At 26.2% G+C, this 16,202-nt stretch carries 15 protein-coding genes and 1 CRISPR repeat array; of the genes, 10 read left to right on the forward strand and 5 right to left on the reverse strand.

Annotated elements, in window-relative coordinates:
- Nucleotides 1-113 precede the first annotated feature (113 nt).
- From T324_RS17675 to T324_RS0103810, 7 genes are all read left to right on the forward strand, one after another.
- Nucleotides 114-2,630: a hypothetical protein gene (locus T324_RS17675; protein ID WP_028329030.1), complete on the forward strand. Its 2,517-nt coding sequence runs from the start codon at nt 114-116 to the stop codon at nt 2,628-2,630.
- Between the two features lies 1 nt (nt 2,631).
- Complete coding sequence (locus tag T324_RS0103785; protein WP_028329031.1) at nt 2,632-3,525, forward strand: glycosyltransferase family 2 protein; 894 nt, start codon at nt 2,632-2,634, stop codon at nt 3,523-3,525.
- An 82-nt stretch (nt 3,526-3,607) separates the two neighbouring features.
- Nucleotides 3,608-4,903: a phosphopyruvate hydratase gene (gene eno, locus T324_RS0103790; RefSeq protein ID WP_028329032.1), complete on the forward strand. Its 1,296-nt coding sequence runs from the start codon at nt 3,608-3,610 to the stop codon at nt 4,901-4,903.
- Nucleotides 4,904-5,306: 403 nt separating this feature from the next.
- Nucleotides 5,307-5,738, forward strand: a complete 432-nt coding sequence (locus T324_RS0103795) for a bacteriohemerythrin (protein WP_028329033.1) — start codon at nt 5,307-5,309, stop codon at nt 5,736-5,738.
- A gap of 29 nt (nt 5,739-5,767) precedes the next feature.
- A complete protein-coding gene (locus tag T324_RS0103800) occupies nt 5,768-6,235 on the forward strand; it encodes a bacteriohemerythrin (protein ID WP_028329034.1) in 468 nt (155 codons plus the stop codon).
- 127 nt (nt 6,236-6,362) lie between these two features.
- Entirely contained in the window at nt 6,363-8,639 is a 2,277-nt protein-coding gene (locus tag T324_RS16685) for a heavy metal translocating P-type ATPase (RefSeq protein WP_051436785.1), read from the forward strand.
- A 293-nt stretch (nt 8,640-8,932) separates the two neighbouring features.
- Entirely contained in the window at nt 8,933-9,592 is a 660-nt protein-coding gene (locus T324_RS0103810) for a DUF4405 domain-containing protein (RefSeq protein ID WP_028329035.1), read from the forward strand.
- A gap of 110 nt (nt 9,593-9,702) precedes the next feature.
- Here the strand turns inward: T324_RS0103810 and T324_RS0103815 are convergent, their stop codons facing one another.
- Both T324_RS0103815 and T324_RS0103820 read right to left on the reverse strand, forming a co-directional pair.
- Complete coding sequence (locus T324_RS0103815) at nt 9,703-10,167, reverse strand: YbaK/EbsC family protein (protein WP_028329036.1); 465 nt, start codon at nt 10,165-10,167, stop codon at nt 9,703-9,705.
- A 19-nt stretch (nt 10,168-10,186) separates the two neighbouring features.
- The gene (locus T324_RS0103820) at nt 10,187-10,429 is read right to left on the reverse strand and encodes a (2Fe-2S)-binding protein (protein ID WP_028329037.1); all 243 of its coding nucleotides are present in this window, start codon (nt 10,427-10,429) and stop codon (nt 10,187-10,189) included.
- A 190-nt stretch (nt 10,430-10,619) separates the two neighbouring features.
- Between T324_RS0103820 and T324_RS0103825 the strand changes: the two genes are divergently transcribed.
- The 3 genes from T324_RS0103825 to T324_RS0103835 all read left to right on the forward strand — a co-directional run bounded on the left by T324_RS0103825 (nt 10,620) and on the right by T324_RS0103835 (nt 14,010).
- The gene (locus T324_RS0103825) at nt 10,620-11,192 is read left to right on the forward strand and encodes a chromate transporter (protein WP_028329038.1); all 573 of its coding nucleotides are present in this window, start codon (nt 10,620-10,622) and stop codon (nt 11,190-11,192) included.
- Between the two features lie 15 nt (nt 11,193-11,207).
- Nucleotides 11,208-11,786 carry a chromate transporter gene (locus T324_RS0103830; protein ID WP_028329039.1) on the forward strand — a complete coding sequence of 193 codons (579 nt, stop codon included), beginning with the start codon at nt 11,208-11,210 and terminating at the stop codon, nt 11,784-11,786.
- Nucleotides 11,787-12,033: 247 nt separating this feature from the next.
- Nucleotides 12,034-14,010: an ATP-dependent helicase gene (locus T324_RS0103835; RefSeq protein ID WP_028329040.1), complete on the forward strand. Its 1,977-nt coding sequence runs from the start codon at nt 12,034-12,036 to the stop codon at nt 14,008-14,010.
- 101 nt (nt 14,011-14,111) lie between these two features.
- On the opposite strand, the gene T324_RS0103840 is transcribed toward T324_RS0103835, so the two are convergent.
- From T324_RS0103840 to T324_RS0103850, 3 genes are read right to left on the reverse strand one after another with little or no spacing between them, the layout of a single operon-like run.
- Nucleotides 14,112-14,621, reverse strand: coding sequence for a hypothetical protein (locus tag T324_RS0103840; RefSeq protein WP_028329041.1), 510 nt, complete (start codon nt 14,619-14,621; stop codon nt 14,112-14,114).
- A 24-nt stretch (nt 14,622-14,645) separates the two neighbouring features.
- On the reverse strand, nt 14,646-15,236 hold the full coding sequence (locus T324_RS0103845) for a hypothetical protein (protein ID WP_028329042.1): 591 nt from the start codon (nt 15,234-15,236) through the stop codon (nt 14,646-14,648).
- A 26-nt stretch (nt 15,237-15,262) separates the two neighbouring features.
- The gene (locus tag T324_RS0103850) at nt 15,263-15,460 is read right to left on the reverse strand and encodes a hypothetical protein (RefSeq protein WP_028329043.1); all 198 of its coding nucleotides are present in this window, start codon (nt 15,458-15,460) and stop codon (nt 15,263-15,265) included.
- A gap of 211 nt (nt 15,461-15,671) precedes the next feature.
- Nucleotides 15,672-16,199: a CRISPR direct-repeat array (repeat unit 30 nt; unit sequence TTTACATTCCAGTATGGATAGATTAGAAAC).
- The last annotated feature ends 3 nt before the right edge of the window (nt 16,200-16,202 follow it).

The following is a 16,202-nucleotide window of genomic DNA, read 5'->3' on the forward strand; positions in this document are numbered from 1 at the left end:
AACAAACAAACAAACAAACAAACAAACAAACAAAACTCTTCTAAAGAAATTTATATTCATTGCAAAAAAATATTTTTTATATCAAAACCTCTCTTTATATTTAGAGGTAGTTTATGAAAAATAAAAAGTTATTTATGAAAATTACAATATTATCAATTATTATTGTAATTATAGTAATAGTATATTTATTAGGGATTAAAAGCAGAATAGGATATTTAGGAGATTTAGAAATAGATGAATATTCTACATTGAAATTGAATAATTTGTTTCATTTAAAAGATCAATTTGTTGTAGATGGGGAAATAGACGAAGAATATCTTAAAAATTACATACTTACAAATGAAAATATAACTAATTATAATTATATTTTTAAAGTGAAATATTATGATAAATTATTTAGGCATAGTGATATTTATGGTGTTTATATAAATACTAACAAAATTCTAGATGATAACGATTTTATAACAAAAATTGAGATGAATGATAATCTCGGTACGCCTTTTGGAGAATTAACTTCTAATCAAATAATAGATACTGATAAAATAGATAATGTTTTTTATGTTTTAAAAATTAAATTTATTATATTAATACCTATATTGTTTATTTGTATAATCTTATTAACTAAAGAAATTAAATATATATTTTGTTTTTTTAATAAGAATAAGTATAAAATATATTTTTGTATATTATGTATTTATTTATTATTGATATTTATATTATCTATTTTGGGATTGAAAAGCAGAGAAGGTTATATAAGTAATTTTGATTTAAATACATCTAGAACTTTTCAAATGAATGGTGTTACTAATTATCAAGATATAAAAAAAAATATAGATTATAAAATAGAAGATTATATATATAGTAATAAAAATATTACCAATTATTATTATAGTTTCGAAACTATTTGTAATGAAGGTATATTTAGAAATAATATATTCTATGGAGTGTATATAAATAACATTAATGAGATTATAAAAAATAATATTTTTATAAAAGAAATTAAAATGATTAATTATCCAGGGACTATTTTTGGAGATTTAGTTTCTGATAATAAATTGAATTATAATGATCAAATTAAAAATGTTAATTATATTTTAAAAGTAAGAAGTAAAATAATAGTATTATTTATATACCTTACTATAATTTTTATGATTTTAACCAATAAAACAAAATTTTTTGAATATATTAATAATTTTAAATTATATGAAAATAATACAAATAATATTTTATCAAAAAATGACTATTTATATATAAAAATATCTATATTCATATATGTATGTCTATTTATATTTCAATATTGGCTATGCAAACCAGGAGATTTTTCTTGGGGGGATACACTTGTTAGTATGCAAGGAGATTATACAAATGCTAATCCAATCATAATAACATTATTTTTACATTTATTATATGAGATTTTTGGATATAATGTTTCATATATATTTATATTGAACCTATTATTATGGTACTCAGGATTATGTTTAATAACAATATCACTATATTTGCGTTTTAGAAATAATCTAATATTATTAGTTTCATTAATAACTTTTATACCAAATTTCTTTTTTATCAATATTAATCATTTTAAAGATGTTACATCTAGTTTATGGGTATGGTTTAGTTATTCTTTAATGTTTTTTATGATATTATGTGATACAAATAAAAAACAAATAATATTAAATATTATTTGTTTTTTTACTTTAATTATAGGAATGCTTTGGCGTCATAATATGATAGTTACAATATATCCTATATTTATTTTTATAACGTACAATATTTTAAAAGATAAAATATTAACTATAAAAAAATATATAATTTCATTTATTGGTTTAATGCTGCTGTTTTCTATAATATTAGTATTTATATATAAAACATTTCCAATTTTATTTGTTATAGAAGATAATAAAGCTTTTAATGTGAGATATACAATAAATCATATATTTGCTTTGCAAATAGCTGCTTGCGCCACTATGTCAGATGATGATTCTATAATACCAAATGAATGGTATATGCCAAATGAAAATTTTATATCTTTGAAAAAAACATACATTAGAAATCCAATAGATGCTGATAGAATTTCTCATTGGACGTATTCAGATAGGATTTTTAGAGATGATATTAATTCAAATGAAATTAAAAAGATCTGGATTATGTATATAATAAAACATCCTTTAAGTTATACAAAACATATTATAAACTTTTCTAAAAATGTAATGGATTTAAAAATTGTATTTAATTCTATTGATAAGTTGGAAGAAAAATTTGATGAAATAAGATTTTCAGAGTTAAGAAAAAATATTTATAATACATTATACTTGTATAATATTAATACAGATATATCATTTTTTGCTTTATTGTCTATAGTTATATTTATAATAACTTCATTACTATGGATATTTAAAAAAGATTTAAGATGTAATATTTTGTTATTTTCTCTTACTACATCTATTTCAGTGATTGCTACAATTTTTATAGTAATTATATTTAGTCCATTACCTGACTATAGATATATACATCCAATTGTGCCTATAAGTGTTATATCTTTTATATCATTTATTAGTTTCATTTTTAGTATAGAAAGAATAAAAAACATAATAATTGAATTAAAATCTAAATTTAATATAAAGGTATAAAATGATAGTTTCAGCTATTATCCCATGTTATAATGAAGAACTTACTATAAAACAAGTTATAGAAGATATAAAGAAATATTATCCTCAATGTGAAATATATGTATTTGATAATAATTCAACTGATAATTCCTATAATATTGCGAAAGAATCTGGTGCTATTGTAAAGAAAGTTATGTATCAGGGAAAAGGCGAAGTAGTTAGACAGGCATTTTCAATGGTAGATAGTGATATTTATGTACTTATAGATGGTGATAATGAGTGTGATGCTTCGGCCATACCTAAATTAGTTAATTATTTAATAGATAATGATTTAGATATGGTTACAGTTATTCGCAGAGCTGGCAAATATAGAAGGGGACATTCTTTTGGAAATAAAATGATAACATCTTTTGCCAAATTTTTATTTGGAAATAATGTAAATGATATATTAAGCGGGTATAGAGTTTTTTCTAAGAGATTTGTAAAAACTTTCCCATCAGCATCTAGAGGTTTTGAAATAGAGGCAGAGCTTACAATATTTGCTTTACAAATGCGTTTACAAATAGGAGAGATGGAAGCAGAATATAAGAGCAGACCGGAAGGTTCTTTTTCTAAACTTAATACTTTTAAAGATGGTTTTAAAATATTAGGACTTATCATTTATTTACTTATGACGGAGAAACCAATTATTTTTTGGTGGTTAATTGCAAGTATTTTTGCTTTATTTGGTTTTTATTATGGAGTCCCAGTTATTTTTTCTTTTATTAGGGAAGGTTTTGTACCTATTGCTACTTCCGTACTTGCAACTGGATTTATATTATTATCTGGTATATGTATAATAACAGGGCTTATAATGAATGCTATTGGAAGAGCTATATCAGAAAATAGAAGATTTAAATATAATTCTGTAAAATAATTAAATGTACATTTTTTTCACTTGAAATTTATATTTTATGTTATATTATATATGCAACGAGAATTTATAAGGAGTTTTTAATATGTCTTTAATAGATAATATAGTAGCTAGAGAAATACTAGACTCAAGAGGAAACCCTACAGTGGAAGTTGATGTATGGTTGGACAGCGGAGTTATGGGAAGAGCAGCTGTACCATCAGGAGCTTCTACAGGAGAACATGAAGCAGTAGAATTAAGAGACGGTGATAAATCAAGATATTTAGGAAAAGGTGTTCAAAAAGCTGTAGAAAATGTTAATGAAATTATTTGTAATGAACTTATTGATATGGATGCTTTAGATCAAGTTGAAATTGATAGAACTATGATAGAACTTGACGGAACAGAAAATAAAGGAAAATTGGGCGCTAATGCTATACTAGGTGTATCACTTGCTGTAGCTAAAGCAGCTGCTGAAGAATTAGGAATGCCATTATACAGATATATTGGCGGAACTAATGCTAAAACTTTACCAGTACCTATGGCTAATATCTTAAACGGTGGTGCTCACTCATCAGCTCCAATCGACTTCCAAGAATATATGGTTATGCCAGTTGGTGCTCCTACTTTCAAAGAAGGTATACGTTATGTAGCTGAAGTATTCCATAACTTAAAAGCTATACTTCATGACAGAGGATTAAGCACTACTGTTGGTGATGAAGGCGGATTCGCTCCAACTCTTAAAGATAATGAAGAACCGCTTCAAGTAATTATGCAGGCTATTGAAAAAGCAGGATACAAACCTGGTGATGATATAATGATCGCTATGGATCCAGCTTCAAGCGAATTCTATAACAAAGATAAGAAAAAATATGTATTCCATAAATCAGACAACAGAGAATTAACTCCTGCTGAAATGGTTGATTTCTATGTTAATTTGTGCAATAAATACCCTATTATCTCTATAGAAGACGGTGTTGCTGAAGATGACTGGGAAGGTTGGAAAATCTTAACAGAAAAATTAGGTAAAAAAGTTCAATTAGTAGGTGATGACTTGTTCGTTACTAATGTAAAAAGACTTCAAATGGGATTAGATAAAGGCGTTGCTAACTCTATTCTTATTAAAGTTAACCAAATCGGTACATTAACTGAAACTTTAGATTCTATTGAACTTGCTAAAACTCATAACTATACTGCTGTAGTTTCTCACAGATCTGGTGAAACTGAAGATGCTACTATTGCTGATATAGTTGTAGCTACTAATGCTGGTCAAATCAAAACTGGTTCTGCTTCAAGAAGTGATAGGATTGCAAAATACAATCAATTATTAAGAATTGAAGAAGAATTAGGCAACAGAGCTATTTATTTAGGTAAAAAAGCTTTTTATAATGTTATAAAATAATTTATCTTAAAAGTGATAAACGAATGAGGCATAATATTAAAGTATTATGCCTCATTTTTTGCAATCATAATTAAAAAATCAATCTATCAATAATAAAAAAGTTTTTTATAATGTTATTAAATAATATACAATTTTATACATTATAGAAAAATATTTTTTTAACAAAAGACTATAAATCTAGCAGCTTTGTAAAAATTATTACTTTTTAATTATTTTAATAAAACAATTTATTGCTGTACTATAAAAAAATAATTTTTATGAAATGTATTAATAATACGATATTTTTTTAAAAAAATTTGGTTATTCTAACAAATAAATAAGGTTTCGTCTTTAAAAAAAATCAAAAATTACTATAATAATATATGAGAAAATTATAATATTAATAAAGTATTTGGGAAATCTTATGAATAATAGATATATAATATGGGAAGATAAATATAAAACTGGTTACAAAAAAATTGATGATCAACATAAGGAATTACTAGAAATTGCTAATAATTTATATGATTGTTTAGAGAATAAAGATTCAGAGAATGATGAATTAAGAGATGCTTTTAAAAAGGCATTAAGAAATACGGTAGATTATATAGACTATCATTTACACTATGAAGAGAAAATAATGCATGCTATAAAATATAATAAGATATTGGAACATGCTTCTTATCATAGAGAGTTTACACAAAAAATATATGATTATGTTAAACTATATGAAAATGGTTCTACAGATTCTATTAATAGCTTATTAAAGTATTTGAAAGAATGGTTTTTAAATCATATATTGAAGACGGATAAAGAGTTTGTTAAAGAAATGATAGATATTTTACAAAAGATGTAGATTCATAAAAAATATATAGGAGTAAATTTATGGATACAGAAAACAAAAATGAAGTAAAATGGATAAGATGGGAAAATAAATACAAAACAGGATACAAGAGAATCGATGATCAGCATAAAGAACTTGTGAATATAATAAATGATCTATATAGTATAGGTGTTGATGGTGATTTTGATAATGAGGAAGTAAAGAAATCTTTTAGTGATATTTTAAAGAGAGCTATTGATTATGCTACATACCATTTTTCTTATGAAGAAAAAATTATGAGTGCAATAGATTATTCTGCATCAAAGGATCATATTACTAGACATAGAGCATTTTCAGTTAAAGTTGTTGATGAAGTTAATATGTATGAAAATGGTAATAAGATTGTTATAGAAGATTTTATTACATTTTTAAGAGATTGGCTTATTAATCATATAATGGTTGAAGATAAAAAGTTTATACTAGAATTAAAAAGCTGCCTTGCAAAAATGTGTGAAAATGAAATGCAATAATAATAGTTTTAAACTACATAATTGAATATGTCTTAATATACCCTGTATACCTACTTGAAATTTATAGCTTGGTATGATATACTACATATTGTTAGATTTATTTAACTTTTAAGAGGTTTTGTAGATTATGAAAATTACTATAAGGATAGGCGGTATGCATTGTGCTGCCTGTTCAAGAGCGGTAGAAAGGGCGTTAAAAAAAACTGAAGGTATAGAAGAGGCAAATGTTAATATAGCAACAGAGAAAGCAGTATTAATTTTTGATGAGAATAAATTAAAATATAATGATATAGTTAATGTTGTAGTGAAGGCAGGATATCAAGTATTAGGTAAAGAAGAAGATCCTACAGAAAGAAAACTTAAAGAGATAAAAGAGCAGAAGATCAGACTTATAGTATCAGCAATATTTTCTATACCTCTATTTTATATATCAATGGCGCCTATGGTTAGTGTTGTGAAATTTCCAATACCTAGTTTCTTGGTGCATCATATTAACCCTCAAGTTTTTTCTATAGTAGCAATATTTTTATGCGTACCTGTTATGATATCAGGTTATAAATTTTATACATTAGGTTTTCCTGCGCTTTTTAGAGGTTCTCCTAATATGGACTCGCTTGTGGCAATAGGAACAACTGCGGCATTTAGTTATAGTATTTATTCTACTGTTTTGGCATTTATGGGACTTAATCCTCATGGTGAAAATCTTTATTATGAATCAGCTGCCGTTATAATAACATTAGTACAGTTTGGAAAATATTTAGAGGCTAGAAGCAAAGGAAAAACAGGCGAGGCAATAAAAAAACTTATGGGACTTCAGCCTAAAACTGCCACTATAATAAAAGACGGAGAAGAAAAAGAGATAAAGATTTCAGATGTAAAAGTTGATGATATATTATTGGTTCGTCCTGGTGAGAAGATTCCTGTTGATGGAGAAATAATAGAAGGATACAGCAGTGTTGATGAATCCATGCTTACAGGAGAGAGCATACCAGTTGAAAAGAGTGTAGGCGATAAAGTAGTTGGGGCTTCTATAAATAAAACAGGAAGTTTTAAATTCAAAGCTCAAAAGGTAGGAGCGGATACTGCATTAGCACAGATTATAAAACTTGTAGAAGATGCTCAGGGTTCAAAAGCTCCAATAGCACATATTGCCGATGTTGTTTCTTCATACTTTGTACCTACAGTAATAACTATAGCTTTGATATCCGGCATAATTTGGTTTATAGCTCTTCATAATTTTGTATTTTCTTTAACTGTATTTGTATCGGTACTTGTTATAGCTTGTCCTTGTGCTTTAGGGCTTGCTACACCTACTGCAATAATGGTTGGTACAGGAAAAGGTGCTGAGCTTGGCATACTTTTTAAAAATGCTGAGGCTTTAGAGGTTTCTGGAAAAATAAATGCGGTGATGTTTGATAAGACAGGTACTCTTACAGAGGGTAAGCCTTATGTTACAGATATTATTTCTGATGATAAGGATAAACTTCTTTTAATAGCTGCAAGTGCTGAAAATGGAAGCGAACACCCTTTAGGCGAGGCTATAGTAAGAGAAGCAAAAGAAAAAAATATTAAACTTCTCAATATAGAAAATTTTAAAGCCATAGCTGGTTTTGGTATAGAAGTATTTATTGATAACAAAAAAGTTTTAATGGGCAATGACAAATTAATGAATAGAGAAAATATCAGTACAGAAAATTATAATTCATATATTGATAAACTTTCAAAAGAGGGTAAGACACCTATGTATGTTGCCTACGATAATAAACTTTTAGGAATAATAGCAGTTGCTGACAAATTAAAAAAAGAAAGCATCGAAGCAATCAACAGACTTCATAAACTTGGAATAAAAACTGCAATGATTACAGGCGACAATAAAAACACAGCAAATTCAGTTGCAAAAGAAGCCTGTATTGATATTGTATTTGCAGAAGTATTACCTGAAGAAAAATCTAATGAAGTTAAAAAACTTCAGGATCAAGGTTTGACTGTTGCTATGGTAGGCGATGGTATAAATGATGCTCCTGCACTAACCCAAGCGAATGTTGGAATAGCTATTGGAAGCGGTACTGATGTTGCTATTGAAAGTGCTGACATAGTATTAGTAAAATCAAACACTAATGATGTTGTAACTGCCATAGAATTAAGCAAGGCAACTATGAGGGATATAAAACAAAATTTATTCTGGGCTTTTTGCTACAATGTTATAGGCATACCTATTGCGGCAGGAGTTTTGCATATATTGAGAGAGCATTTAATAGCTTCATACTTTGGAAATTTTTTAGTTTCTATTTTGGGTAAAGACTTGCTTTTAAACCCAATATTTGCTGCTCTTGCTATGAGTTTAAGTTCTGTATGTGTAGTTACTAATGCTTTAAGACTTAACTTTTTTAAACCTAGCAGATAAGTTTTTTGTATAATAAGTTTTTCAATCATATTTACTTAAATGTCCATAGAAATTAAATTTCTATGGATTTATTTTTAAAGCTAATCGATAATAATTAAGTTAAAAAATTAAATTTATCATATAATTAATTTTAATTCCATTAAAAAATAAAAGTATAATTTTTGTATAAAAATTATAAAAAAAATAAATTATTAGGAACTTTTCATAATATAATTCGTCTAATAAAGTAAATAGCATGCTATATTGTTTTAATTAAAATTAACTAATTTTCTAATTAGGGGGAAAATTTATAGATGAAAAATACAATTAAAATAGTTGTGGATATAATAATGACTATTCTTTTTTTCGTTTTAATGGCATATCGTTTGACAGGGCGTACTATGCATGAATATTTGGGTTATTTGATTTTTATATTTTTTATACTTCATCATATACTGAATTTTAATTGGTACAAAAATCTGCCTAAAGGAAAATATAGTTTAAACAGATCATTGAATACATTTATAAATACTATGCTTTTTATATGTATGCTTGGATTAATTATAAGCGGAATATTATTTAATAAAAGTGTGCTCGAATTTTTTAACATTGGTGATATAAAAGTATTTAATAAAAAATTACATATAGTTTGCAGCTATTGGGGATTTATATTGATGTCTGTACATTTGGGAATGCATTGGGGAATATTTATAAATATGAGTAAAAAAATGATAAATATAAAAAAACAAATATATACAATAATAGGTTTATTAATAGCTGTATATGGTGTAGTTTCATTTATAAAAAGAGGTTTTTATATTAAAATGTTTTTAATTGCAAAAGTTCCTGCCTTAAAAGAGCCTGCTATATTTTTCTTTATGGATCATATTGCTATAATGGGACTATTTATATTTATTGCTTATTATTTACATATATTAAATAATAAATTAACAACTAAAAAGATTTCAAAATGAAGTTTTTGCTGTTACTATGATGATAATTATTTTGAATCATATTTTCTCCCAAAGAAATGCCATAGGAATTGTTATAATCCCTATGGCATACTTTATTATTATTTTTTTATTTATTCATCCATTAAATCAACTTCTACATTAGAAATTTTTTCAAGTATTTCATTATAACTCATTTGAGCCAAAGAACTATCGCTTCCGCAGGCTATATATAAATCATTAAAACGCGACATACTTTTATCAACAAGTATATCTATTTTAGTTTTATCAATTCCAAAAGGGCATACTCCGCCGAAAGTAAATCCTGTTAAATTAAATGTATCTTCAGCACTTGCAAAACTAGTTTTACATCCGAAGTAAGCACGCATTTTTTTAGAGGATATTTTTTTATCTCCCGAAGCTATGATCATTGCAAAATTTTTTTTAGCAGGTTTTACTAATATAGATTTAGCTACCTGTCCTTTTTCTATATTTAATGTTTTGGCTGCATCCTCTACAGTTTTTGTTGCACCAGCCTCATCAAATTCTTTGTATTCTATATTAAGTTCTTTTAAAGCATTAAGTACCTTTTCATTAATCATAACTTTATCCTATAAATTAAAAATTTAATGGTTCATAATTGTTTGTTTTAGCATATTCTATTAAACTTAAAATTCTATCTTTACATCCGCCGCATCCAGTTGAAGCCCCTGTTTTCTCAATTACTTCTTCAATAGATGTGATTTTATTATCTGCTATAGCAGTATATGCAGTTCTATATGATACATTCTTACAATAACATAGTGTTTTATCATAATTTATAGATGTTTCGTTTTTTAAATATTCTACATCATGTTCCATACATTACTCCTATTATCGTTTTAATTTTATATATTATAATATAATAAATTAAATACAAATATGTAAAAAATAAATAACCTTATGACTACATAATATATTTATTTCAATTAAAAATCAATTATATTTACTATTGACAATAATTTTAGTATGATATAGTTTATTATGTTAAAAATTATTTAGGGAATATGGTATGGAAGATAATAATAAAAAACCTTCTTGGTATACGATGTTTTTTTCATTTTTTTATATAGGGCTTGTTACGATAGGAGGCGGACTTGCTATGCTTCCTATAATGGAAGATGAATTTGTCAATAAAAGGAAATTCATAACTAAAGATGAGATAATAGATATATTTGCTTTAGCTCAGAGTATACCAGGCGTTATTGCTGTAAACTCTTCACTTCTTACAGGATTTAAAGTGGCTGGTATATTTGGAGGCATTATGGCAGGTATTGGGGTTATGGCGCCTTCATTTATAATAATACTTATGATAGCTCCTATATTTGAGAGATTTCAAAATACTGAATATGTTAATAAAGCTTTTTTAGGTATCAGAGGTGCTATTGCTGGACTTATACTTTTATCGGCTTTCGGTATGGGAAAACAGGTTATAAAAGATAAATTTACTGCTTTCCTATTTATATTGAGTTTTGTATTAGTTGTATTCTTACATTTAAATGTTATATATGCTTTGCTTCTTTCGGCATTGATTGGCTGGATTTATTATCTTATTAATAAATACATTATAAAAAAACAATCTTGATTTGGATTTGATATTATGATATATGCTAGACTTTTTTATGTATTTGCTAAACTAGGACTTTTTACTTATGGCGGAGGATATGCTATAATCGCTCTCCTTCTTGGTATATTAAAAGAATATAATTGGATTACATCTTCAGAATTTTCTAATCTTGTGGCAATATCTCAGATAACACCCGGTCCTATCGCTATTAATGCGGCAACATTTGTAGGGTATAAAGTAGCTGGAGTTTTAGGATCAGCAGTTGCAACATTCGGTATATTTATTCCTGCTTTCATTATCACTATGATAGTATCTAAATTTTTCTATGCAGTTAAAAACAATGAGCAGTTTAATAATATAATGAATGCTTTGAGAGTATGTGCTGTTGCTCTAATTGCTTCTGCGGTTGTAACTTTTACTAAAGATGCTTTTTTTGTTCAGCTTACAGAAACTTCTATATTAAGAAATATTGATTTTGTTCAAAACATTTTTAAATATGTTAGTCCTATAGGAATATTTATATTTGCATTATCAATATTTTTAAAAATAAAAAAAGTTCCTATCTTAGCTATAATAGTAATTTCTGCTGTTTTGGGTATAGTTTTGTACTGATAATTTTTATTATTTGCTATGACGATATTATAAAAAATAAATGTATATAAAAAGATTTAAAATATAGAATTGATTATTCTTAATAAATCATAGTATAAGAAGTTTGTATAATAATATTTCAATTTTGATGATGAAGAAGGTAATTAATAAGTCTTAAATAAGATCTTAATTAATTTATTATTAAAGAATTTTCTATAAAAGTTGTACATATAAAAAATATACAATATGATTAATAAAGGTTTAATTTATGGAAATACTTGAAAATGTCAGTGAAGTTCAAAAAGAGGGTATTTTGCATACAGGAAGTCCTTTGCTTCTTTTAGCAGGTGCTGGAAGTGGCAAGACTTTGGTAATAACTAGAAAAATTGCTTATCTTATTAATGAACTTGAAGTACCGCCTGATAATATACTTGCTGTTACATTTACTAATAAAGCTGCCAATGAAATGAAGCAAAGAGTTTGCAGTTTGCTTCCGGATATTAAGCCTAACAGATTATTTATAAGAACTTTTCACTCTGCATGCTTAAGAATTTTAAAAGAGAATGCTCATCGTTTGGGATATAAATCTAATTTTCTTATTTTGGATGAAGGAGATAAATTATCCATTGTTAAAAGAATAATTAAAGAAGAGTCTGTACCTAAAAGTATTGCTACAAAAATGATTATGAGATTTATATCAGCTAATAAAAATGAAATGGAAGACGGCATTGTTTTTGATAGGGATATTTTTGAGAATGTTTATAAAAAATATACAGAATATGAGATTAATGAAAATGTAATGGATTTTGATGATCTTATATTAAATACTATAAAGTTATTTGAACAGGAAAAAATTGTTTTAAATTATTATAGAAACAGATTTAAATATATTTTGGTTGACGAGTTTCAGGATACTAATCCTCAGCAGTATAAATTAATAAAATTATTGACTCAGGATGCAGAAAATGATTTAACAGTTGTGGGTGATGATGATCAGAGTATATACGCTTTTAGGGGTGCGAATGTTTTGAATATACTTGATTTTGAAAAAGATTATCCTAATACAAAAATAGTACGTCTTGAAGAAAATTACAGATGTCCTAAAGATGTTGTTGAAGCTGCTTTAAGTGTTATAAAAAATAATACAAACAGACATGAAAAGAATGTATTTTCAAATAAACCTAATGAGTTTAAAATTGAAAATTGGATTTGCTATAGTGATTTGGAAGAGGCCAGAAGCGTAGTTAATGAGATAGAATCCTTATTTGATAATGGATTTGAGGCTAAAGATATTGTTATATTATTTAGAACAAATAGTCAGTCAAGAGCTTATGAAAAAGAATTGAGACTTCATTCTATTAATTATAAAATAGTTGGAGGTGTTGGATTTTTTGAACGCATTGAGATAAAAGATTCTATTTCTTTTTTGAGGCTTATGACGGGATTTAATGATAATTTTAGCGTAAGGCGTACGATAAATACTCCTCCTAGAGCTATAGGAGAGAAAACCTTTGCCAATTTTGAAACTTTTGCTGATTCCAGAAAATTATCATTATTTGATGCTATTGATATATTGGAAGATTCTAATTTGAGTAAAAAGGCTGTTAATAATATTAAAGCATACAAGTATATAATAAATGAATATGCTTTAAAAATAAAAAATGATATTGTAAATAAAGACGGCATAAATATAGAAAATATATTTTTTGAATTTTTAAAGGAAATAGATTATTTTTCAATATTTAAAAGCGATGGAAATGATAGGGTTATAACAGCAGAAGAAAATATAAAAGAGCTTTTCAGAGGTTTTTATGATTATAAATCTATGGAGAATAATGCAACACTCATAACATTTTTAGAAGAAAATACTTTATACAGAGACCTAAATACCAATGATGAAAAAGAGGATTCTATTACATTAATGACGGTTCATAATGCTAAAGGATTAGAATTTGATGCTGTATTTATTACGGGCTTAGAGCATCAGGTTTTTCCTCATTATTTTTCACTTGAAGAAGAAGGTGGCATTGATGAGGAGAGAAGACTTTTTTATGTGGCAATAACAAGAGCAAAGAGAAAACTTTATTTAACTTATTCAAAAAGGCGAAGAGTAAATACAGGTATAATGGAGCAGATACCTTCATCATTTTTAATGGAAATTCCAAAACGTTTAATGCTTATAAAAGAAAAAGCAAACTATGCAGGAAATTATATGGATATAGATGAGGATGCTTTTGATTATTGATTTTTTTATTCTTTTAAATATTAGTTTTAGTCTAGTATTTAAAAATAAAAAAGGATAGAGCTTAAAAACTCTACCCTTAATTTTTCTACTTAGAATATATATTAAAGTTTATTCCATATCTTCTTAAAAAATACTGCTAAAAATACTATAACAGCAACACTAATAGCTAACTGGAAAACTCCTTCTATTATATCATCTAAATTATGAAGCATATACATTCCATAATATCCAGAAGCTAAAAATCTTGGAGCAAGAAATAACAATAATAATACAGCTATTGTAACTATTATAGGTATAAGCCATAATTTTCCTGATTTAACATTGTTTTTTTCTTCAGTATTTTCTTCTCTATTTATAACAGAATTATTATCACTGCTTTTATTATTGTCTTTTTTAAGGAAAAAAGCTATTAATATTGATATTACAGCAATGAAAATTCCTAATTTTAGTATTATTTCTGCAACATCCTCTAAGTTATAAAGTAAATAGAACATATAATAATGTACGCCTAAAAATTTACCGGCCATTATTAGTAATGCTGCCAAAGCAATAGTAGCAGAAACAGCCATAAATTTTTTGGATTTTGCAATAGCCATTATATTATTTTTCATAAATGCCTCCTTATCTTAAAAAGATTATCTTATTCTTTTATTATTATCAGACTTCAATTTGTATTCAGGTTTTAATTCATATACTTTTTCGTATCTTGAATCGTTTTCTCTTTTATCTATATTATTGCTATTTATATTATTAGGAAGTCTTTTTTCTCTTCTGTCATAATCTCTCATATCATATTCATATTGTCTGTCATCTATTACTTTTTCTCTTCTAGGTCTGTTATCGTTTCTATCATCATAATCTCTATAGTCTCTTCTATCACCATAGCGATCATAATCATCGTAATCGTCATAATCATCAGCTCTTCTTCTATATTCTCTATCATCTCTTAAATTTCTGCGTTCTCTTCTATCTCTTCTTCTTCTGCGTTCTCTATCATCATAGTCGTCATAATCTCTATCATCATATTTTTTTATTCTTCCTGTAGTTCTGTCATCTTTTAATACTTTTTTGATGAAGTACATTACAACTAATATCATTAAAACTATTCCAACTAATTTTCCGATATCTTCTATAAAATCAAAAGCATCATCTATCAAATCAAAACAATATAAATTAGATGACATAATTATAATAGATATCAAACTCATAAGCCCTAATTTTTTCATTTTACTTTCCCCCTATTTATATAACATTAATTATCAGAGCTATTATCTTTTTTTATATATTTTTTCAAAAAGTATATAACTACTGCCAATATTACAACTATACCTATTATTTTAGCTAAATCATCAAAAATAAAATCGAAGGTATCTTCAATTAAATCAAAGCAGTAAAGATTAACACTCATAATAAAAGTGGATATTAAAGTTATAATTCCTAATTTTTTCATATATTTCCTCCTTAATTTGTTTTTTAAGAGGTATTCATCATATCCTTCTATTTAAAGTATAACATATTATCGGAGTTTTGTAAAGTTTGCTTAAACAAATTTTACAATAAATACTGTAATGTAAATTAAATGTAAAGTAATATATAGTACATTTTATACATTTTTAGATAGAATATAAAATTTTCATTATAAGTATAATATTAATATAAAATATGTATTCCATTATGGATAGATTAGAAACATTGTAGATTTAAGAAGATTAAATGCTTTACAGGTATTTACATTCCAGTATGGATAGATTAGAAACTAAACTCCTTAATTTTTATTTTTCATAATTGACAAATTTTACATTCCAGTATGGATAGATTAGAAACAAATTGAACCAATATGGATAGATTAGAAACAAATTGAACCAATTGTATTTGTTGTTCGTTATCATCTTTTACATTCCAGTATGGATAGATTAGAAACTTAAAATAATCATCAAATAATCATCAATTGACGAATTTTACATTCCAGCATGGATAGATTAGAAACTAATGTTAAACTTAAGTATTTTGCTTGTGGTGAATATTTTACATTCCAGTATGGATAGATTAGAAACAGCCGCCTTTCCTTTGTAATTTCTACTGGATCACTATTTTACATTCCAGTATGGATAGATTAGAAACATCATCAAAAGTACCATCGTCATGCTGACCAAAAGACTTTTACATTCCAGTATGGATAGATTAGAAACGCT

This window comes from Brachyspira alvinipulli ATCC 51933 (assembly GCF_000518245.1).
Classification (GTDB): Bacteria; Spirochaetota; Brachyspiria; order Brachyspirales; family Brachyspiraceae; genus Brachyspira; species Brachyspira alvinipulli.